This is a genomic window from Arthrobacter ramosus (assembly GCF_039535095.1).
In the GTDB taxonomy this organism is placed as follows: domain Bacteria; phylum Actinomycetota; class Actinomycetes; order Actinomycetales; family Micrococcaceae; genus Arthrobacter; species Arthrobacter ramosus.
This window is the reverse complement of record NZ_BAAAWN010000001.1, coordinates 1,026,964-1,047,507: the sequence shown is the minus strand read 5'-3', so window position 1 is coordinate 1,047,507 and position 20,544 is coordinate 1,026,964. Positions and strand designations below refer to the sequence as shown.

The following is a 20,544-nucleotide window of genomic DNA, read 5'->3' as shown; positions in this document are numbered from 1 at the left end:
TCGTGGCTGCCGATTGACTGTCAGCGCGGCCGCGCTCGTCCTTGTATCTGCGGTAGTCGCGGTGGGCCTCGGTGCGAGCGTGGGCACCACGCTGCTCCTCGTCGCTGCCTCGCCCGCGCTCATCGTCGTAGCTTACGAGACGGTCGGCTACCGACACGAGGAGCAGGCCCTGAAGCAGGCTGGGGCCTGACACTGCCCGCCGCGGCCCGCGAGGTGGACGCCCGAACGGGAGTGGGCCTTACCGTTTCCACCCGGCAACAGCAGCACACCGAACAGCTGGGAGGGACCCGGCGCAACGCGATCAAATCCGCCACGTAGGGCAGAGCCTGTTCCCGTCAATGCGGCCTGGTCGAAGAAGGACCCGCCACGGAAGCGCGAAACGCATTGTTGAGTCGCTGGCGGGGCTGTATAGCTGACGCGCCATTTCAGAACAACAAGACCAGCCCGACGCCGGCTGCCGCGGCTCCGACGCATGCCGCCATAGTGCCCACTCCGTTGAGGAGGGCAAGGCCTGTCCGGCCGCTCTGGACAAGCCTGACGGTCTCCAAGCTTGCCGTGCTGAAAGTCGTGTACCCGCCGAGGAATCCAGTGCCCAGAATCAACTGAAGGGATTCGGGAGCCTGATGTGCCATGACCAGTCCCGCCAGGATCCCCATGAGCAGCGACCCGGAGAGGTTGATGAAGATCGTTCCCAGCGGCAGCGCAGTCCTGGCCCAGGAACGGACCACCCCATCCACCACGAAACGTGCGGCGGCGCCCGCCCCGCCCGCGAGCGCTATGAGAAGGAGGGTCATGGCTGGGCCTTCTGCCCTTGACGGGCGGACCGGTGCTGGAGCGCCCCAAGCCAAATCCCCAGGGTTGTGGCCACGACACCGCCCAGCAGGCTGGCTACCAGATACCACATAGCGTCCATCCCGCGTCCTGCTCCGAAGAGATGCACCGAGTCCAGCGCCAAGGTGCTGTAAGTGGTGTAGGCCCCAAGGAAACCACTTCCAATGCCCAAGCGGGCAATCCGGCGGAGACCGGCGTCGGGCCCGCTTCGGGCGAGCACTTCGAGGAGCCAGCCAAGCGCGAGCGCACCGGACAGATTGATAAGCAGGGTGGGCAGCGGCCACGCATTTGGCGCCGGAAGGGCCATGCCGAACCCGTAGCGGCTCAAAGCCCCCAGGATTCCGCCGGCCGCCACAAGCAGCACGAACCGACCGTGCAGATGGAGGGGGCGGTGCGGGTGCCGGTCCGGGGGTGCCGTCTGGGTTTGGGCTCCCGGTGGCGCGGTGCTGCTTTCCTTCATTGATCCCTGCTTGGGTCGTGGCGGCCCAAGGGAACCATGAGCACGGGGCAGTTCTGGCGATGTGCCAGATGCAAGGCTACCGATCCGGTGACGAGTCCTTCAAACTTCGGGCCAAGGCCATGTTCCTTGGTTCCCACGACGATCATGGAAGCGTTGATACTCGCTGCATATCGGCCAAGCGACCGGGCAGGCTCGCCGGCCAGGGTCACAAAGGTCCACCGCACACCCGTTCCGTCGAGTTGATCCGCGATGCGGGATTGGAGCGACTCCGAGATGGCCGCGGCGTCGTCGTCGATTCCGTCCGGGTCGATCGCTTGGGCCGCCAGATGCCCATCCCGGTCCCCTGCCGCCGGGAAGCTCGTGACATCAGCGAAGGCCAGGACCAGTTCCAATCCGGCGCTGATTGCTACTTCGGCGGCTTTCTCAATCACTGTGACAGGCTGGTTCGGGAGCACTCCTGCCAGCACCGGTCCGGCCAAATGGGCGGGGCCGCCCTTGGCCGGCGGCGCGTCCTCGCCGCGGGGGTTGCTCATGGGGCCCTCCAGATGTCCGGGGTGTGAGGATGCGGGTTCTTCCATCTTGCTCCAGTATGGGCTTCTGCGACTGGCGTTGTCCCAGGCGCTAAGCGAGAATGTCGATATGTGCGGTCGGTTCAGTGTCGGTTTCGAAGCAGACTATCTCTCGAGGAAGCTCGGTGCCGTGCTGCGCGGTGATACCGACTACCCCTCGCCAACGCTCCAGATCAACCCGACTGACCCTGTGGTCTTTCTGAGGGGACGGGCCGGGGACGGTTCAGTCGGACGCGAGCTCGCGGCCGGGCGGTGGGGCTTGGTTCCAACATTCTCCAAGTCCTTCGATTCGAAAGTACCCACCTGGAATGCGCGCTCGGAAACCGCCGGGGCAATCCCGGTATTCAGGGCGTCTCTGCCCAAATGGCGGGCGGTCGTCCCGGCCTCTGCCTACTACGAGTGGAAGAAATCGGGTCCCGGCCGCAAGGATCCGAAGCAGCGCTACATCGTCGAACCGCAGGATGAGCTGATTACCTTCGCCGGATTGTTTGCGCCATGGCGCGACGAGAGCATCGAGGACAAGTCCGCGCCCGGCGCGTGGCGCTTGTCCTGCTCGATCCTGACCATGGATTCCCCTCCGGAAGGCGTTCACGAAAGACTGCACAATTTGCATGACCGGATCCCGGTCCCGATTTCTCCGGACATGATCAACGATTGGATCGACCCCAAGGAAACCAGGGGCCAGGCCCTGCTGGACGCCGTGCTGGGCGATGCGTATGGCTTGGCGTCGTCATGGACAATGAGGCCCGTGGAACTCGTGGACGACAACACCAAGTTGGTGGACATCGCGAACCCGGCCGCCTGACTCAACGCTCGTAGCGCAGCTCGGCCCTCACGTCCGTATCCTTTAGCCAAGTCAATCTGGTGGCCGATCCGAAGGGATTCGGCCACCATTGCACCAGGACCTTGCCCTCGGACGTCCGGGTGACCATGGCCGGAACGTATTGAAGGTACTTCGGCCAAACGAGCTTGGCGATAACGGGCACCCTTGAAACGGTTGACAGCGGCTCCGTTTGCCGCGGCGGCGGGGCGCCGACTGAATTCAACGGCGCGGGATATTCGGGCTGGTCAGGCATGCCCGAATACTACTGCGAGGCATCGACAATATGGAGGTCAGGAGATTCGAACTCCATAGCTCCATCATTCCGGCCACCGGGCATTCGACGGCCATTCCCCATGCAGCTGGGAAATGGCCGCCACGGGCTAAAGCCGGGTGTCGAATGAATCGCAGAACACGTTTTCGTTGAACGTTCCCTGGAACTCGGACTTGCCCTGGATTTTCTGGATGGTAGCCCGGATGGCCTCCCGAGTCCCTGCATGGGCATTGATGGCCGTCTTGACCATCGGCACATCGATCAAGTGGTTCGGCTGGTTCAGCGAGACGAACACTGTAGGGACTTCTGTGACGTACCAAGGGATTTCCGCCGCCATGGGGCTGGACCACTTGATGCGGATCGCCGCCTCCTGGGCAAAGCCCAACACGCAAGCGAAGACGAACGCGGCATCATACTTGTCCGCATAATCGCCGGTGGCTTCGTCGGATATGACGCTCATGAAGTTCACGCCCGGCTCCCCCGCAGCTTCACGCTGCTCCGCCGTCTTAAAGAGGTGGACCTCGAAACCGGCGATTTCAAGTTCCTCCTTGACCGTATCCAGGTAGGCCAGCGGATCCGCCCGGGTGAAATCGGAACCGCCCGAGATGCCGTACAGGCGAATGCGCTTATGCGTTTCCGGCGTGATGGGCAGGTTGCCGGCGGTGTCCTTGATCAGGGTGACGGTCTTGTCGGCGATTTCGGCGGCGACGGCGAGGTGGGCTTCGCTGCCGATCAGCCGCAGTGCCTCAGGCGACGGCGTCAATTCTTCCGGCAGTTTCTTGTGCAGCCCCAGGCTGGCCTTCAACCCCAGAATCCGGCGCAGTGCGTCATGCAGGCGCTGATCGGTGATCACGCCGGACTTGTAGCCGTCCATCATGTACTGAAAGTCCTCCGCCGGGTTGCGGAAGAACAGGAACATGTCGCAGCCGGCGGCGATGGTGGCTGGAACGAGGTCCTTGCGCTTCTTGGCCTGGGTGAGGCCGACCATTTGGGATGCATCAGTGAGGATCAAGCCGTTGAAGCCGAGCTCGCCACGGAGCAAGTCCTGGAGAAGCTCCGGAGCGAGGGTGGCTGGAAGTATGTCCCTGTCTTCCGTCCCCGGACGGAAATGCCGTGTGAGCTCCGGCGCCCCGATGTGTCCGACCATGATGGATTGGACCCCGTGGCCGATCATTTCCCGGTACACGTGCCCGTAGCTGGAATTCCATTCCGCGTACCCGAGCGTGTTGTACGAAGTGACGACGTGCTGGTCGCGTTCGTCCACGCCGTCGCCCGGGAAGTGCTTGATAGCACAGACGGTGGGCGATTCGCTGATGCCGTCGAAGTACTCCTTGGCGCGCTCCACCACGATTTCCGGTGTGTTGCCGAAGGCCCGGGTGGAAATGACCGTGTTGCGCCAGTTGTAGTGGATGTCCACGATCGGTGCGAAGGCCCAGTTGCAGCCCAAAGCCGCGGTTTCCACACCGGCCACCTGGCCCATCTTCCTGGCGATGGACTTATCCGGGTGGGAACCGGCCTGCAGGTGGGTCGACACAAAAGTTCCGTCGTCGCAGCTTCCGGCTCCTCCCATTTCCGGGTTGGAGGCCACCAGGAGCGGGATCCGCGTTTTGGACTGCGCATAACGGATGTGTTGCTGGACAGCGGCGGACGGACCCGGCCTGTACCGCATCCCGCCAACGTGATAGTTCTCCAGTACACCGTCGAGGTACTCCGGGGAGTAATCGTTATTGTGATTGATGAAGAGCTGCCCGATTTTCTCCTCGAGGCTCATGCCGCGGATGGTGGAGTCCACCCACGCAACGGCGTCGTCGTCGAGGTTGAACGGCGCCGACTGGAGGTCGACGTCGAACTGCCGCGCTGGGGTGCCCCCGGCACCGGCGGCGCTACCGCCCGCCGGAGCTTTGGAACCTGCGACGGCGGCAATCCCGGCCAGCGCTTCCGCGACCACCTCGCTTACCGGGACGGCGATGTCCACGACAAACCCGGCCTCGTCGGCGTCGAGCGGTTCCAGGGTGGTGAGCTGCGAATCAAGGAGGGCAGGCGGCATGAAGTGGCCGGAACGCCCTTCTGTCCGTTCCCTCAGCACCTCTTTGCTGCCGTGCAGGTGCAGGAAGACGGTGTCCGGGGCTTTCTCACGAATGGCATCACGGTAGCTGCGCCGGAGGGCGGAGCAGGCGAGCACCAGCCCGCCGTCTTCGGCGTTGGCGAGTTCGGTGCCGACCGTCGCAAGCCACGGCCAGCGGTCTTCGTCAGTGAGCGGGGTTCCAGCGGCCATTTTGGCAACGTTTTCCACCGGGTGGAGCGAATCGCCGTCGAGGAACGGAACTCCGAGAGCCCGGGCCACGAGGTCCCCGATGGTTGTCTTGCCGCAGCCGGAAACGCCCATCACCACAATGCGCCGCGGATTTTCCGCAGCTGCGCCGAGGTCCCCGGCCATGGCTACGTTCCTACCAGTCATGAACGGTGCCGTCCACGAGGCGGTTGTAGGGCAAGTAGGCCTGCTGGTACGGGAAGGAGTTGGCGGCTTCTTCATTGAAGTCGACGCCGAGGCCCGGCTTGTCGCCCGGGTGCAGGTAGCCGTCGGTGAAGGTCATCGACTGCTCGAAGACCGTGTTGGTCTTGTCCGAGTGCTGCATGTACTCCTGGATGCCGTAGTTGTGGATGGCAAGGCCAACGTGCAGCTGCGCGGCGAACCCGACAGGGGAAATGTCGGTGGGGCCGTGGAATCCGGACTTGATCTGGTACTGGGCAGCGAAGTCCATGACCTTCTTCAGCGGCGAGATCCCGCCGAAGTGCGTGGACGCGGCCCGGACGTAATCGATCAGCTGTTCCTTGATAAGCGTCTGGAAGTCATAGACCGTGTTGAAGATTTCACCGATGGCCAGCGGGGTCGTGGTGTGCTGGCGGACCAGGCGCAGCCCTTCCTGGTTTTCGGCCGGGGTGCAATCCTCGAGCCAGAAGAGATCGTACGGTTCCAGCGCCTTGCCAAGCTTGGCGGCCTGGATGGGGGTCATACGGTGGTGGCCATCGTGCAGCAGCGGGATTTCCGGGCCGAATTCGTTGCGCACTGCTTCAAAGACCGTGGGCAGGTGGCGCAGGTAGGCACGCGTGTCCCAGTCCTCTTCCTGCGGAAACGCACCGCGGCCGGCTGGCTCGTAGTCGTAGCGCTCACCCGAAGCCTGCGCCTGGGCGGCCACGCCGTAGACGGCCTTGATGCCCGGGATGGCGGTCTGGATGCGGATCGACTTGTAACCGAGCTCCAGGTGCTCCCGGACCGAGTCGAACAAGGAGGGGATGTCCGCGCCCGAGGCGTGGCCGTACGCGCGCAGCCCGTTGCGGGAGGCGCCGCCCAGGAGCTGGTAGACCGGCAGTCCGGCCACCTTGCCCTTGATGTCCCACAGCGCCATGTCGACGGCGGCGATGGCGGCCATGGTGACGGGGCCACGGCGCCAGTACGAGGAGCGGTAAAGGAACTGCCAGGTGTCCTCGATCCGGTGCGGGTCCTTGCCGATCAGCAGCTGCGCCACGTGTTCCTTCAGATACGCGGCCACGGCGAGTTCACGGCCGTTCAGGGTCGCGTCGCCGATGCCGGTCACGCCGTCCTCGGTGGTGATCCGCAAAGTCACGAAGTTCCGGGTGGGGCTGGTCACGAAGACTTCAGCAGCAATGATTTTCACAGCTGGTCCTTTCAGGGTTGCTGATCGAGGGCTGGCCTGGCCCGGATGCGACGTGCACCACAGGGCGGGTAAAGACGATCTTAGGATGGATGACAATTTTTGGCAACCGGTTGCAGGATTATTTCGTGGAGAAATGTTCCGAGGGCTCTCGCTCAGAAGAGGTGAGCGAGCGTTGGCGAAAAAGCCGCCAAAGGTGAGCGAGCGTTGGCGGAAAGTGCCGTATATGTGAGCGAGAGTGTGTTCTGCCAAACGCCGGCTCACATACGTGGCACTTTCCGCCAACGCTCGCTCACATAATTCGTCTATCTGCCAAACGCTCGCTCAGATATCCGGGCCTACACGACGGCGCCCATCGCCTTCGCGCGGAAGGTGACGGGCGCCGTCGAAAGTGCTTGCCGGACTAGCTGAGGTTGCCGGCGGCCGCGAAGGTCTCGGCCAAGCGCTCGACGAGGTCCACGATCGCCGCGTCGGCAACCAGGTCCGGATCCACGAGGCCGAGCAGAGCCTCGAGCCGGGCACGGCCCGTGAGGAGGTTCGCGGCGGCGATGTCTGCCGCCTGCGGGTCCTGGAGACCGGTTGCCGTGGCGGTGTAGGCAGACCAGGCCGCGATCATCCGTGCAGCCGCTTGGCCGCTGCGGCCGGCGGCGCGCTCGGCGCGGAGCACAGGCAGCGCCCGCATGCGCAGCTTGGCGCTGCCATCCATGGCTATCTGGGCCAGGTGGTGAGCGATCCGGGAATTCCCGAAGCGTTCCAGCAGGGCAGCCCGATACTCGGGGATGCGCAAGCCCTCACCATGCAAGCTGGAGGCGGCCTCGTCCCAGAAGTCCTCCACCGCCCGTCGGCAGAAATCGTCGGCGAGCGCTTCGGCCACTGTCTTGTGTCCGCGCAGCTGGCCGGCATAGGCGAGGAGCGAGTGGGCGCCGTTGAGGAGCCACAGCTTCCGGTTCTCGTACGGCTCGATCTCGTCCACGAAAACGGCGCCCGCGTCTTCCCAGTGCGGGCGTCCCGCGGGGAAGTCCCCGCTGAGGACCCAGTTGCGGAAGGGCTCGGCGACCACGGGTGATTCGTCGCGGTATCCGCAGCCGGCAGCGACGGCATCGATATCGGCGTCCGTCGTCCGCGGCGTGATGCGGTCAACGGAGGTACTGACAAAACTGACGTTGGCGTCGATCCACGCGGCGAGCCCGGCGTCGAACGCCTTGGCCATCCCCATCACGGCGCTTCTGGCAACGGTCCCGTTGTTGGAGAGATTGTCGCAGCAGACGACGGCGAGTGGACCGGCGTCGGCGTCGCGGCGCGCGGCGAGGCCGAGTACCAGGCGGCCCAGCGGCGTCGTCGGCTTGCCGGAAGCAGAACCGTCAGCAAGCAAGGCGAGGTCCGCGACGACGTCCGGCGCTTGGTTGTCCAACTTGCCGTCGGCCCCGAGCCGGTAGGCGGCCTCGGTGATGGTGAGCGTGATGAGCGAAGTCAGCGGCGCGGCGACAAGCTCGACAAAGCGCTCGACGTCGGCACCGTCAACAGCCTCGACGATGCTGCCGATGACTTCGAAAGAATCACCGGCGTCCGAACGCTCGACCACGGTATAGAGGCCGTCCTGGGCGGCCAGGACCTCTGCGGCATCCGGGCGGCGGCCCGTGAAGGAGGCGATACCCCACTCCGCCGCGTCGCCTGCATGCTGGGTGTACCACGCCTGGTGGGATCGGTGGAAGGCACCCAGCCCCATGTGCACGATGCGCACCGGGGCTTTGCCGATGGGCTTGATGGCACGGCTCAAGCGGGGAAGATCCGCGGCCTGCTCGGGTTCGTTGGTCACAGCTTGAAGACCCTTCGGGGTGAGGAGTCGACGACGTCGACGATGATTTCGTGGGCACGGTCTTCGCTGACACGATGCTCGGCGACGAGGCGGGCGAGGAAGGATGCTTCGATCCGGCGGGAGGCGTCGTGCCGGGCCGGGATGGAGCAGAACGCGCGGGTGTCGTCGATGAAACCCGACGACCGGGAGAAGCCCGTGGTTTCGGTGACGGCGGAGCGGAAGCGCAGGATGGCATCCGGTGCATCGAGGAACCACCACGGTGCGCCGAGGTACACGGAGGGATAGAACCCTGCCAGCGGCGCCAGTTCGCGGGAAAACACCGTCTCGTCCAGGGTGAACAGCACCAAGTGGAAGTCCTTGGCCGTGCCGAAGTCCTGGAGCAGGGGCCGGATGGCTTCGGTGTAGTTGGTGGCGAACGGGATGTCGTGTCCGGTGTCCGCACCATAGGCCTCGAAGGTGGGCTGGTGGTGGTTGCGGAACGAACCCGGGTGGATGGTCATGACCAGGCCGTCTTCGACGGACATCCTGGCCATCTGGTACATCATGTGGGCTTCGAAAGTATTGCGGTCCTCGGCCGTGGCCTTGCCGGCACGCGCAAGCTCGAAGATCCGCTCGGCTTCGCTCCGGTCCAGCTTGAGCGTTGCCGGGGTGAGGACGCCGTGGTCCGCGGAGACCGCGCCATGGTCCACGAAATAGCGACGCCGGTTTTCCAGGGCCGTGATGTAGCCGGTGTAGCCGGTGGCGCCGTCGCTCGCCGTCTCGATGAGCCGCTCGACGTTGGCACTCCACGCCGGGTGGGCGATGTTCAGGTAGGCATCCGGACGGAAGGTCGGCAGCACCCGGCCGTTGAAGGAGGGGTCCTCTGCGATGGCCTTGTGGCTGGCCAGGCTGTCCAGGGGATCGTCCGTGGTGGCCAGGACCTCGATGTTGAAGTCCTTGAAGAGCTGGCGGGGACGGAAGTCGGGCTCGACGAGCTTGGCGGCAATGACGTCGTAGCTGGCGTCGGCAGACATCTCGCCAAGGTCCGCGCCGAGCTTGAACACACTTTCGAACTGCGTGCGCAGCCAGTACCCGGAGGCAGTGCCTTCGAAGAGGGGCCAGGACTGGACGAAGGTCCGCCAGATCTCCCGCGATTCGGAGGGGTTGGCGCCTCCCGAGAGCAGCTTGCCCATGGGGACTCCGCTGGCGTGGATCAGCCGGGTGACGTAGTGGTCGGGGCTGACCAGGAGCGCGGCCGGATCAGGGAACGGGGTGTTGTGCTCGATGACGGCGGCGTCAACGTGGCCGTGCGGAGAGATGATGGGCAGGTCCTGGACGCGCTCCAGAAGCGAGCGCGCAATGCTGCGCGTCCCGGGATCCGCGGGCAGGAGCCGGTCAGGATTGGCTGCGATCGACTGTGACATAGGTCAATTTTCAGCCGGAAAAATCAATCTGTCAACCGGTTGCCATCTATTGCCATCCCGTTGCAACTGCTCCCGGGGATGGCTTGAATCTAGGCAATCAGCCGTCCGCTGGAGCCGCGCACCACGAGCTCCGTATCTACGCGAACTGCTCCCGCGGGCCAATCGTGGCCTAGCAACATGTCCAGCAGGAGGGTGGCAGCGCGGGAACCGCACTCCCCCAACGGCGACCTCACGGTAGTAAGCGCCGGCGTCGTGAAGTCTGCCCCGAAGATGTCGTCAAAGCCCACAATGCTGATCTGGTCCGGAACGTGCATGCCGGCGGCCTGAAGCTCCTGCATGAGGCCTATGGCGAGGAGATCGTTATAGGTGATCACCGCCGTCGCACCGCTCGCCAGGACGTCGCGCGCTATTTGGCGGCCGCCGTCGACGGTTGGCTTGGACGATTCCAAGCGGACCGCCCCCACCTTGTACCAATCGCAGGCGGCTTGGACGCCTTCCCAGCGGCGGCGCGACATCCAGGACTGCGGCGGCCCCGCGACATAAGCAAGCTCCCGGTGGCCGTTGGCGGCAAGGCTCCGCACGGCCTGGCTAATCCCCGTGTTGACGTCCGGGACCACGCATGGCACTCCATCTATTTCGCGATTGATCACGACCACCGGCTTGTCCGCAGCCAAGTCCAGGATCTTTTCGTCGTCCATGCGCGGACTCGCCAAAATGAGGCCGTCCACCGAACTCAACATCCTGCGGGCCGCGATCAGTTCAGTTTCGGGTGACTCTGCGGACTCGGCCAGCACCAGGGTGTAGTCCCGGCCGGACCCCGTGGTTTCCGCACCGCGGATAATGTCGAAGAACGTCGGGTTGGTGATATCCGCGACGATCAGTCCGATCGTCTGGGTACGGCCGGTGGGAAGTGCCCGTGCGAAGGGGTTCACCTGGTACTTCAGCTGCTCGGCGGCATCCTCGATGATCTTCTGGGTCTTGGCACTGACCCTGCCTGGCTTGCTCAGCGCGCGCGAAACCGTAGATGGGTTGACTCCCGCCAGCTTCGCGATGTCGTAAATGGTGGGCGAGGATCTCTCCCCGCGTCCACGCTTGGCAGGGAAAGTTGCTGCTCCGGAATTCGTCGCTTCAGTCACTGCTCCATCGTAATCTGGCTTGGCAACAAAAAGCAGGACGGTTGCCAAACCATTCGGCCGGCGACCGCCCTGCTTAAGTGCCCCGCTGCGTGCGCTGCTGGGGGTGCCCCACGAACTACGAGCGCTCGGCGAACTTGCCTTCCTCGCTGATGCGCTTGTTGAGTTCGCGCATGTACTCCTCCTCGTCGAAGTCCAGGGAGACCTCCCTGCCGGTCCAACTCGACAGGTGGATGGCATTCGCCAGTCGGACGCCTTTGATGCCGTCCGATCCGGGTGCCAACAACGGAGTTCCGTCCAGGATGTTGGCCGCGAAGTTCTCCAGGACCCCGGCGTGCTGTCCGCCCCAGGCCGACTCGAACTCGATGACCTCGGTGGTGTAGTAGTCCTCGGCCTTCAACTCGCCCATGAAGAGCTTGCGGACATCGTCCATGTCCATGCCGTCGCTGAGTTCGCGCTCGGGCTTGACCAGGCGGGTGACGGTGGCGGTCTTGCTGTTTTCCACCACGATCTTGCCCTGGTCGCCCAGGATCTCGAAGCGGTCCGTGCCCACGAGGTCGTGCGTGGCCGTGACGAAGACGCCGGTGGCGCCGTTACCGTAGTCCACGACGGCGGTGACCTCGTCTTCGACGGCGATGTCCCGGCGGAATCCGTACGCCACCTTGGAGTAGACGGACTTCGGTACGCCGCAGATCCATTGCCACAGGTCAAGCTGGTGGGGTGCCTGGTTGACCAGGACACCGCCGCCTTCGCCGCCCCACGTGGCGCGCCATTCGCTGGAGTTGTAGTAGCCCTGCGGACGCCACCAGTTGGTGATGATCCAGTTGGTGCGGCGGATGGCCCCGATCTCGCCGTTGTCGACGATCTCCTTGAGCTTCTTGTAGAGCGGGTTGTTGCGCTGGTTGAACATGATGCCGAAGGAAAGCTCAGGCTTGGAGGCCGCGAACTCATTGAGCTCCTTGACCTGCTTGGTGTAGACACCGGCGGGCTTCTCCACGAGGGCGTGGATATTGCGCTTGAGCGATTCGATACCCATTTCCGGGTGCAGGTAGTGGGGCACGCACGTGACGATCGCATCGACGTCGCCGCTTTCAAGCATGGCGATGTAGTCGTCGTAGAAAGGCGCCTCAGGGTACCGGGAGGCGGCCAGTTCCTTCTTTGCAGGATCGGTGTCGCAGTTAGCGCCGATCACCATGTTCGGAACCATTCCGTCAGTGATGAACTTGGCGTACGTGCCGCCCTGCTGGCCCAGGCCGATGATGCCAAGGCGTACTTTCTTGCTCATGAGTGGATCTCCGTTGTTGTGGGATTAGAAGAGGTCTGCGTGGCCCATGGCCACCAGGTTGTCGTAGGAAGTCTGCAGCGCTTCCCACACCGTGCGGCCGTAGAGCTCGTCTTGCTCCACGAGCAAGTACTCCGCGCCGGCCGCCTGGGCCGCGGGAATGATGGACGGGAAGTCAAGGTTGCCTTCCCCCACTTCGGCGAACTGGACCACGTTCTTGAACTCGGCCATGAATCCGGCGATGTCCCCCGTTTCCAGGAGCCCGAACGCCTGCTCCGGCAATTCGCCGATCCGGTAGTCCTTCAGGTGCACCATGGCAGTGCGTCCGGCGTACTTGGCCAGGGTCCGGACAGGGTCCAGGCCGCCGCGCTGCACCCAGTGCACGTCTATTTCCATGCCCATGGCCGGAGAGTTTTCGGCAATGATGTCCAGCATGTACTTGCCGTCGAACTTCGCGAACTCGATGTGGTGGTTGTGGTAGTAAAGGCCGATGCCGTGTTCCCGGAGGTTTTCGGCGTATTCGTTGGCTTGCTTCGCGAAGTCCACCACGGCGTCGATCGACTTCATGGCCGGGAACGGCATCATGCCAATCCGCAGGAGGTGGGTGTCCAGTCGCTTTGCGTCGTCAACGATCTTGTCGAAGTGGTCCTTGAGGGAGTCGCCCGGCATGCCCTTGGGCGTCTCCATGGCGACCGAAAGCGCTGCGATGTCCATACCCAGTTCGCCGCGGGAACGGTCCAGTTCGGCAACGTTTTCCGGGGTCATCGGGATCTGGGAGATCTCGACGGCGTCGTATCCGATCGCGCCGACCTTGCGGAGCGTTTCAAACGCCCCGGCTTCGGCAAAGCTGCCCTTCAGCATCATTGCCTGTACGCCGATTTTGGCCACTTTATCCTCCGTTGGTTCCGGGCCCTCATGGGCCACGTGGTTAGCCCACCTGCCCGGAGATCTCCGGGTAGCTCTGGGCATAGATGTCTTTGACGATCCTCAGTGACTTTTCAGCTTCCGCGGGGCTGATCCAGAACGGATCAGGTTCCCCGAGCTTGGCGTAGAAGTCCTTGATCAGGAGTTCGTGGGATACGCCCCAATACGCACGCCCACCCGATTCCAAGGCACGTTCCGGGATGGTTTCCACGGCGCCGTCGGCGTAGCTGACAATAAGGTCGCCCCGGAGGCTGAGCGTGGCCTTTTCGGTCACGATGTCCAGCGTCACCGGTGCGTTAGTAGCGTTGGCCAGGGTGGCATAGAAGACGCTGGTGGCACCATTGGCGTGGCCGGCGATGAATTCCGCCGTATCCTCCACCTCGATCACTCCGCCCAGCGAACGGGTGGAGGCGTGGCCCTCCACTTTGGTCACGTCACCTACCAGCCACTGGAGCAGGTCCACCGTGTGGATGGCCTGGTTCATCATCAGGCCGCCGCCTCCCTCAGCCCAGGTCCCGCGCCACGGCCTGTCCCGGTAGTACTCGGCCGTGCGGTGCCACATCACGGTTGCCGAGGCGCCCAGAACCTGACCCAGCCCGCCGTCGTCGAGCAGTCTCCGCATGGCCTGCGACGTCGCGTTGTAGCGGTTCTGGAAACATACGGCGATCTTCGCCGTGCTCCGTTCGGCCGCCTCGACCAGCCGGCGCCCCTCTTCAAGAGTGTGGGCGAGCGGCTTCTCGACAATCACGCTGACGCCGCGTTCAAGGCAGTCCGCAGCCAGCGAGGCATGCAGGTGGTGCGGTGTGCAGATATGCACGACGTCGGGCCTCACCGCATCGAGCATCTCCAGGTAGTCCGCGTACCCCGCCACGCCATGGGCGGCCGTTGCCGCCTGGAGGCGTCCGGCGTCGGTATCGCAGACTGCCGCGAGTTCAACGTCGTCCATCTTGGCGATTGCACCGAAGTGCACGCTCGATACATCGCCGCAACCGATGACTGCTGCTGTAGGCATTCTTCTCCCTCGAAAGATGTTTTCCTTTGAACCTACAGGCCCTCAGGCGAGGGCAACACCGTTCTTAGCTGCGAGTGCCGCAAAGGCGCGCGCCGCAGCGCCGAAGGCTACGGGTCCGGAGAATCCACCCAGTTCGTGGGTGCTTGCGAGGTGCGGTTCCAGAGATGCGAAGCCGGCAAAGCCATCGACCTTGAGCGCGGCGATGGTGGCGTCCAGTTCGCCGTCGCCTTCACCGGCAGGCACTACTTGACCCGTCCCGGCGACTGCATCCTTGATCTGGAAGTACTCCAGGTAAGGGCGCAGTACGGCATAAGCCTCCGTGTGCGGCTTGACGCCCACCTGGACAAAGTTGGCGCTGTCCCAGGCAACGCGCAGCGCGGGTGAATCGACGGTCTCCATGATGTCCAGGACTCGCTCGGGCGTGTCGCCGTAGATGCCCTTTTCGTTTTCGTGCAGGAGGACGACGCCGGACGCGGCCGCCTCGTTCGTGAGTGCGGTCAGGCGCTCCATGACTGAGTCGCGGATGTCCTCGTGGCTCTGCCCTTCAGCCCGGTAGAAGGAGAAGATGCGGATGTATTTAGTATCGAGGCCCTTGGCCACCGAAATGATCTGGCGCATCCGGGCGAGCTCGTGTTCCACGGGAACGCTGACGTCAATCTTGCCGATGGGGCTCGCGACCGCGGAAACCTTCAGGCCCTTCTCGTCCAGGATCGCCTTGAGCCGCTCGACCTCTTCCGGCTCGAGTTCAGAGACATTGGTGCCCCACGCGCTGCGCACTTCGATATGGCTGGCACCGAGGGCTTGCAGTACGGAGGCCTGGACCGCGGGATCGGGATCGATTTCGTCGCCGAAACCGGACAGGCTCCACACGGCACTGGTTTCAGTCACGGAAATCTCCTTTGGATCCGTTCGCCCGCAGGGCGGCATATGGCGCCAAGTGGCAGTTCGCGGGCATGCGTTCGCCTTGAGTCTAGTCAGCTAGGCGCCGGCTTGACAACCGATTGCCAAATATTGGCAACATGTGGAGGTGCGTCGACGGGACTCAAAACGGGACGCCTGGTTTGTTTCGCGAGCGGCGCGCCGTACTCGCCGTTGCGAGCTCCGGCGTCGTGATTTCAGCTTGCTGGATTGCCGCCTCCGGTGCCGTTCGAGAATTGCCGCTCCTGTCCGAGATCGAACAGCGCCCCGAATAAGCGCCGTCAGGCCGGTGCCCCCTCCGTCTCGGCGGGGAAATCCGCTGCGCTTCGCTATGGCACTGAGGTCCAGGTGCTGCCAAGATGGGCTCCATGGACCCCATGGACTTGGCGGCGCCCCTTCTGGACGAACCGGTTGTGCTGGTTGTCATGGGCGTTTCCGGTTCCGGCAAGTCCACAGTTGCCGCCCTCCTTGCGGGCCGGCTTGGCTGGGCCTTCGAAGAAGGCGATGCCTTGCATCCCCAAACAAACATCGACAAGATGGCAGCGGGACATCCGCTCACGGATGAGGACAGATATCCCTGGCTGGAGAAGGTTGCCGAGTGGGTCGACCGGAGGCTGGATCATGGGGAAAACGGCGTCATTACTTGTTCGGCGCTCAAACGGTCTTACAGAAACATCATTAATCGCCGGGGTTCAGGTGTCGTCTTCGTTTTTCTGTCCGGGACGCCCGAGACTATCAGCGCACGGCTGGCCGAACGGCACGGCCATTTCATGCCCGCCAGTATGTTGGGGAGTCAGTTCGCGGACCTTGAGGAACTGTCCCCGGGTGAGCCGGGAATCCGGATCGACGTTGGTCCGGGTCCAGCGGTGATTGCCCAGCAAATCATGGACAAGTTCGGCCTGCGGCCGAGCGGAACAGGACGAGAACCATGAACGGAATCTCCATCCTCAACAGGCCCTTCGCAGGGGTCGCCACCGACGCCACCACCGACGCGATGCATCAACCGTGGACCGGCCACGACACCCAAGTACTTGTGGTGGCGGCCATCGGCATCGCGATAGTCGTCTTGCTGATCGTCTGGGCAAAGATGCATGCTTTCCTGGCCTTGAGCATCGGCGCCCTCTTCGTCGGCATTGCGTCGGGTATCGCCTTGGACAAGGTGACCACGTCCTACGAAAACGGCGTGGGCGGCGTACTGGGCTACGTCGGCGTGCTCATCGCATTGGGAGCGATGCTGGGCAAACTGTTGGCGGATTCCGGCGGTGCGGACAAGATCGTGGACACGCTTCTCCATGGCCGGCCCGCAACGCTGCCGTGGAAGATGGCGCTCATCGCCGGCATCATCGGCATCCCCATGTTTTTCGAGATCGGGCTCGTGCTACTCATACCTGTCGTGATGCTCGCCGTGCACCGTTCCAAGGGCCCGGCGATGCGTCTTGGGATTCCGGCCCTGGCCGGCTTGTCGGTGCTCCATGGGTTCATCCCACCGCACCCTGGCCCGTTGGCCGCAATCGGCATCCTGCACGCCAATGTCGGTGTGACTCTTGCCTTTGGCCTGCTTATAGCGATTCCAACCGTCATCATCGCAGGTCCCCTCTTTGGCCGTCTCGCCGCACGGATCGTGCCGATCGGAGCCGCAGGCGCTGGCCTGGCCGTCACCGTCGGAGCCGGCGAGACCACCCATCCGGACAGCTCGCAAGGCCCTGGCGCAAAAGCCGCCAGTTCGCGCGGCGACGCGCCCGCTGGTAAGGCACAGGATCCGCAAGCCACCCGCAGCCCGTCCTTCGCCTGGACCCTGGTGACCCTGCTGTCGCCGCTGGTGCTCATGCTGATCAAAGCCGGGGCAGACATTTGGATGGACAAGAGCGCCGCGCTCCGGCCCTTGCTGGACTTCATCGGTGATCCGGTCTTTGCGCTGCTCGTGGCGGTGCTTCTGGCAATGGTGACTTTCGGTACGAGGGTGGGTTTCTCCGCCTCCACCCTGACGAAGAAGATCGGCGAGAGCCTGTTGCCGATTGTCGGAGTCATGCTCATCGTCGGCGCGGGCGGCGGCTTCAAGCAAGTACTCGTCGACGGCGGTACCGGAACCGCGATCGCCAAGATCGCGGTAGCTGCCAGTCTGTCTGCCCTGGTGCTGGGGTGGATCATCGCCGTGCTGATTCGCCTCGCCACCGGCTCGGCGACTGTTGCTACGGTGACGGCCGCCGGCATCATCGCACCCCTCGCAATCGGATTGTCGCCGGCTCAGCTAGCGCTGGTTGTACTCGCCATCGGTGCCGGATCGCTGTTCTTCTCCCATGTCAACGACGCCGGCTTCTGGCTGGTCAAGGAATACTTCGGGCTGACAGTTGGGCAAACAATCAAGACCTGGTCGGTCATGGAAACCATAATTTCGGTCGTGGGATTCGGATTTACACTGCTGCTGTCCGTTTTCGTCTAGTCACGACCGGCCCTAGAGGGCGGCACGCGCCTCGTCGGCGGTCAAAAGCCTTCCCCCAAGCCCGCCATTCTGGTGAAGGTCGCCTCGCATCAGCTCGAGCCTGCCGGCCGCCTCGATTCCTCCGGCCTTGACCGGATCAAATCCCGCGGCACTAATGAGCCTCTCCACCGTTGCGGCCGCCGCGTCGTCGTCGGTTGCGTAAAACAGAACTGCCCGCCCGGATGGCCGGTTGGCTGCCGAACCCAGCGCGTCGGCACCCAATGTGCCGAAGGCCTTCACGAAATGCACGCCGTCAGGGAGCAGACTTGCCACGATCGAGGCTGACGATTGGCCCTCCGGCAGCGTCGTGGTATATCCGCCGCGGCCATCAGGCCCGATCGGGTTGGTCGGGTCGATTACCACCTTGCCGACCAGCGCCTCGGACAATTGGGAGATAAGTTCCTTCTCAGTGTCCAGCCACACGGCCATCAAGACGGCGTCCGCTTGTGACACGGCATCGGCGACACTCGCCGAATTTGCCAACTCACCCAGCTCAGCGGCCAACGATTCGGCATGGGATTGATCGCGGGCCGCCAAGACGACCGGCTCGCCGCCCTGAACAAGATGGCGGGCGACACTGGACCCGATGTTGCCGATTCCAATAATTGCAGTTGTCACGTCAACCTCCAGATTACGGTGATAGAGCCATTGGCCTAATGGACTATTTGTCGTGAGATCGGGCCACTCAAGAGGCGGGACAAACCAGGCTCCCACTTCGCCAAAGTGCCCTGTCCTGATAGTACGCGTGGTGATAATGGCAACATAGGGTGCTTATCGTCGGGCAGTCATTTCAGTAAGTACACTTACCATATTCTGCCGCGCCCTAGGGGCCGGGCGGTCAGGACCGTCCACGGATGCGTCCCCCGGAGTCGCGTCATGGCCGTGGCCGGGAGCCCCGCGGCCGGACAACCCCAGGCGCACCCACCGACAACGCGTCGGGATAGTCGCCACAGGAAGTATCGTCCGGTTGGGGGTTCCGCCCAGATGGTAAGCATGCTTACTATCTTAACTGCCAGTATTTCTGGTTCTTGATCCGCAGCGGACCTTCTTGGAAAGAGAGCGAAGATGACAGAGAACCAATGGGACGGGAATTACACGCCCCCGCCGGCCACCGAGCAACCAGCGGGTACGCAAGTTCCCCCGCAGCCTACTCAGAACAGCGGCATGCCGACGACGGAAACCATCAAGGACGAAGCAGGGAACGTGGCCGCGCAGGCCGGGGACTCTGCGAAGAACGTCGTCGAAACCGCGAAATCCGAAGTCGCGAACGTTGCCTCTGAAGTGAACTCGAGCGCAAGGGACCTGCTGGACCAGGCCAGGCTGGACCTCACGGACCAGGCCGGAAAGCAGCAGCAAAAAGTCGCCGCAGGCCTTCGATCCATCTCGGAGGAACTGCAATCCATGGCCACCGCCTCGGAGCAACCCGGCGTCGCAACGGATTTGGTGCGGCAAGCCGCCGAACAGTCTTCATCCGTGGCAACGTGGCTCGAGGACCGGGATCCCGGGTCCCTTCTGGACGAAGTGAAGACTTTCGCGCGGCAGCGTCCCGGGGCGTTTCTTCTCTTGGCCGCCGGAGCAGGCGTCCTGGCCGGCCGCTTGAGCCGCGGACTGAGCGCCGGCGCTGACGGCTCCTCACGAGGAACGGCCACCGGGCGTGCCCCGATCCAGCCAGCCCACGACGAAGCCCGGCCTTTCGTCCCCGGGCCAGGGATGACAGTGCCCCCTCCCCCGGTCCAGCTCCCCGGCCCAACCACTACGACTGCTGGATACTCGAACACCGGCGCGCCGGGCACCCTGCCTCAGCCCACACCGGTGACCGAGCCGGAAGCCGATCCCTGGCCAGACGTCGACCCCACCAGCGGTGAGTCGCGATGACCGAGAGCCAAATCCCGCCGACGCCCGCACAAGCCAAAGCGGAATCGACATCGTTGGGAGACCTTCTGGGCGAGGTCACGCGGGATATTTCCACGCTGATGCGCCAGGAAGTGGAGCTGGCCAAAGCTGAACTGAAGCAGTCCACGGCGCAGGCCGGCAAGGGCGCCGGAATGCTGGCAGGCGCCGGTGTTGCCGGGCATTTCGTCCTCCTCTTCCTCTCCCTCGCCCTTTGGTACGCACTGGGCGAGCTGATGGGCTTGGGCTGGTCCGCCGTCGTCGTGGCCGTTCTCTGGGCGATCGTGGCGGCAGCCATGGCATCGATAGGCCGCAAGGAACTCAAAGCCGTCAAAGGCATGCCCCAGACGGCCGAAACAATCCAGGAAATCCCAGAAACACTCAAACCACGCGAGGAGCAACGATGAGTGAAAATCCGGATGATATCCGTTCCGAGATCGAGGAAACCCGGCGGCGCCTTGGCACCAACGTAGACGCAGTGGCGGATAAGGTGACGCCATCGCACGTTGTCCGACGCCAAACCGAAAAAGTCAAGGATGCCGTCTTCGGCGTGAAGGAGAACGTCATGGGCACGGCTGATGAGCTGGCAGATGGCGGACGATCAGCGATCGACGACGCCGGTGCGGCGATCGGCGACGTGCCCCACCGTCTGGCCGGCAAAACGCAAGGCAACCCGTTGGCTGCCGGGCTGATCGCCTTCGGGGCCGGGCTCCTGGTGGCTTCCCTGATCCCGGCAAGTGAGAAGGAAAAGGAGGCAGCCGCGGCCCTGAAGGAAGCGGCCGAACCCCTGACCACCGAACTTGCCGCTGCAGCTCAGGACGTGGCCCAGGATCTCCAGGAGCCAGCCCAGGAAGCGCTGGAGAACGTGAAGTCTGCGGCCTCTGGGGCAGTCGAAAACGTCAAAGAAGAATCCCAGACGGCCGTCTCTGACGTAACGGACAGCACCACAGCGGCCAAGGACAGGATCCAGCCCGCCTGATCCAGACGGAGGCGTGCTGTCCGGCTAACACTTCTAGAAGGACAGCACGCCTCCAGCCCGCTTTGGAATGAGGGACATCC

Annotated in this window: 21 protein-coding genes; 7 read left to right on the top strand and 14 right to left on the bottom strand. The window is 63.7% G+C overall.

What is annotated here, in order from left to right; all coding sequences use genetic code 11:
* Positions 1–13: 13 nt before the first annotated feature.
* Entirely contained in the window at positions 14–190 is a 177-nt protein-coding gene (locus ABD742_RS05000; RefSeq protein ID WP_234748483.1) for a hypothetical protein, read from the top strand.
* A gap of 235 nt (positions 191–425) precedes the next feature.
* Here the strand turns inward: ABD742_RS05000 and crcB are convergent, their stop codons facing one another.
* From crcB to ABD742_RS04985, 3 genes are read right to left on the bottom strand one after another with little or no spacing between them, the layout of a single operon-like run.
* Positions 426–794 carry a fluoride efflux transporter CrcB gene (crcB, locus tag ABD742_RS04995; protein ID WP_234748485.1) on the bottom strand — a complete coding sequence of 123 codons (369 nt, stop codon included), beginning with the start codon at positions 792–794 and terminating at the stop codon, positions 426–428.
* The gene (locus tag ABD742_RS04990; RefSeq protein WP_234748488.1) at positions 791–1,291 is read right to left on the bottom strand and encodes a fluoride efflux transporter FluC; all 501 of its coding nucleotides are present in this window, start codon (positions 1,289–1,291) and stop codon (positions 791–793) included. Before ABD742_RS04990 ends, crcB begins: the two co-directional genes overlap by 4 nt.
* Complete coding sequence (locus tag ABD742_RS04985; RefSeq protein ID WP_234748490.1) at positions 1,288–1,824, bottom strand: universal stress protein; 537 nt, start codon at positions 1,822–1,824, stop codon at positions 1,288–1,290. Before ABD742_RS04985 ends, ABD742_RS04990 begins: the two co-directional genes overlap by 4 nt.
* Before the next feature lie 106 nt (positions 1,825–1,930).
* Between ABD742_RS04985 and ABD742_RS04980 the strand changes: the two genes are divergently transcribed.
* A complete protein-coding gene (locus ABD742_RS04980) occupies positions 1,931–2,665 on the top strand; it encodes an SOS response-associated peptidase (protein ID WP_234748493.1) in 735 nt (244 codons plus the stop codon).
* A 1-nt stretch (position 2,666) separates the two neighbouring features.
* Here ABD742_RS04980 and ABD742_RS04975 read toward each other — a convergent pair whose 3' ends face one another.
* The 10 genes from ABD742_RS04975 to ABD742_RS04930 all read right to left on the bottom strand — a co-directional run bounded on the left by ABD742_RS04975 (position 2,667) and on the right by ABD742_RS04930 (position 15,125).
* Entirely contained in the window at positions 2,667–2,936 is a 270-nt protein-coding gene (locus ABD742_RS04975) for a hypothetical protein (RefSeq protein ID WP_139359719.1), read from the bottom strand.
* Between the two features lie 127 nt (positions 2,937–3,063).
* Positions 3,064–5,412 (bottom strand): gluconokinase, GntK/IdnK-type, encoded by a 2,349-nt coding sequence (locus tag ABD742_RS04970; RefSeq protein ID WP_234748496.1) that lies wholly within the window; start codon positions 5,410–5,412, stop codon positions 3,064–3,066.
* Positions 5,402–6,631 carry a D-mannonate dehydratase ManD gene (gene manD, locus ABD742_RS04965; protein ID WP_234748499.1) on the bottom strand — a complete coding sequence of 410 codons (1,230 nt, stop codon included), beginning with the start codon at positions 6,629–6,631 and terminating at the stop codon, positions 5,402–5,404. Before manD ends, ABD742_RS04970 begins: the two co-directional genes overlap by 11 nt.
* A gap of 400 nt (positions 6,632–7,031) precedes the next feature.
* Positions 7,032–8,354: a mannitol dehydrogenase family protein gene (locus tag ABD742_RS04960; RefSeq protein WP_234748650.1), complete on the bottom strand. Its 1,323-nt coding sequence runs from the start codon at positions 8,352–8,354 to the stop codon at positions 7,032–7,034.
* 86 nt (positions 8,355–8,440) lie between these two features.
* Positions 8,441–9,847 carry a glucuronate isomerase gene (gene uxaC / locus ABD742_RS04955; protein ID WP_234748502.1) on the bottom strand — a complete coding sequence of 469 codons (1,407 nt, stop codon included), beginning with the start codon at positions 9,845–9,847 and terminating at the stop codon, positions 8,441–8,443.
* Positions 9,848–9,936: 89 nt separating this feature from the next.
* Positions 9,937–10,983 (bottom strand): LacI family DNA-binding transcriptional regulator, encoded by a 1,047-nt coding sequence (locus ABD742_RS04950; RefSeq protein WP_234748505.1) that lies wholly within the window; start codon positions 10,981–10,983, stop codon positions 9,937–9,939.
* A gap of 115 nt (positions 10,984–11,098) precedes the next feature.
* Positions 11,099–12,265: a Gfo/Idh/MocA family protein gene (locus ABD742_RS04945; protein WP_234748508.1), complete on the bottom strand. Its 1,167-nt coding sequence runs from the start codon at positions 12,263–12,265 to the stop codon at positions 11,099–11,101.
* Positions 12,266–12,289: 24 nt separating this feature from the next.
* Complete coding sequence (locus tag ABD742_RS04940) at positions 12,290–13,150, bottom strand: sugar phosphate isomerase/epimerase family protein (protein ID WP_234748511.1); 861 nt, start codon at positions 13,148–13,150, stop codon at positions 12,290–12,292.
* A gap of 40 nt (positions 13,151–13,190) precedes the next feature.
* Positions 13,191–14,198, bottom strand: coding sequence for a Gfo/Idh/MocA family protein (locus ABD742_RS04935; protein ID WP_234748514.1), 1,008 nt, complete (start codon positions 14,196–14,198; stop codon positions 13,191–13,193).
* Between the two features lie 42 nt (positions 14,199–14,240).
* Entirely contained in the window at positions 14,241–15,125 is an 885-nt protein-coding gene (locus ABD742_RS04930; protein ID WP_268818717.1) for a sugar phosphate isomerase/epimerase family protein, read from the bottom strand.
* 359 nt (positions 15,126–15,484) lie between these two features.
* Here ABD742_RS04930 and ABD742_RS04925 point away from each other — a divergent pair, with 359 nt between their 5' ends.
* Positions 15,485–16,048 carry a gluconokinase gene (locus tag ABD742_RS04925; protein WP_234748521.1) on the top strand — a complete coding sequence of 188 codons (564 nt, stop codon included), beginning with the start codon at positions 15,485–15,487 and terminating at the stop codon, positions 16,046–16,048.
* Complete coding sequence (locus tag ABD742_RS04920) at positions 16,045–17,556, top strand: GntT/GntP/DsdX family permease (protein ID WP_425547582.1); 1,512 nt, start codon at positions 16,045–16,047, stop codon at positions 17,554–17,556. The genes ABD742_RS04925 and ABD742_RS04920 overlap by 4 nt, the downstream gene beginning before the upstream one ends.
* Before the next feature lie 12 nt (positions 17,557–17,568).
* Here the strand turns inward: ABD742_RS04920 and ABD742_RS04915 are convergent, their stop codons facing one another.
* Positions 17,569–18,213 carry an NADPH-dependent F420 reductase gene (locus tag ABD742_RS04915; RefSeq protein ID WP_234748524.1) on the bottom strand — a complete coding sequence of 215 codons (645 nt, stop codon included), beginning with the start codon at positions 18,211–18,213 and terminating at the stop codon, positions 17,569–17,571.
* Positions 18,214–18,660: 447 nt separating this feature from the next.
* Here ABD742_RS04915 and ABD742_RS04910 point away from each other — a divergent pair, with 447 nt between their 5' ends.
* The 3 genes from ABD742_RS04910 to ABD742_RS04900 are packed head-to-tail and all read left to right on the top strand — an operon-like array spanning position 18,661 to position 20,464.
* Complete coding sequence (locus ABD742_RS04910) at positions 18,661–19,470, top strand: hypothetical protein (protein ID WP_344787310.1); 810 nt, start codon at positions 18,661–18,663, stop codon at positions 19,468–19,470.
* Positions 19,467–19,892, top strand: a complete 426-nt coding sequence (locus ABD742_RS04905) for a phage holin family protein (RefSeq protein ID WP_234748529.1) — start codon at positions 19,467–19,469, stop codon at positions 19,890–19,892. Before ABD742_RS04910 ends, ABD742_RS04905 begins: the two co-directional genes overlap by 4 nt.
* Positions 19,889–20,464, top strand: coding sequence for a DUF3618 domain-containing protein (locus ABD742_RS04900; RefSeq protein WP_234748532.1), 576 nt, complete (start codon positions 19,889–19,891; stop codon positions 20,462–20,464). The genes ABD742_RS04905 and ABD742_RS04900 overlap by 4 nt, the downstream gene beginning before the upstream one ends.
* The last annotated feature ends 80 nt before the right edge of the window (positions 20,465–20,544 follow it).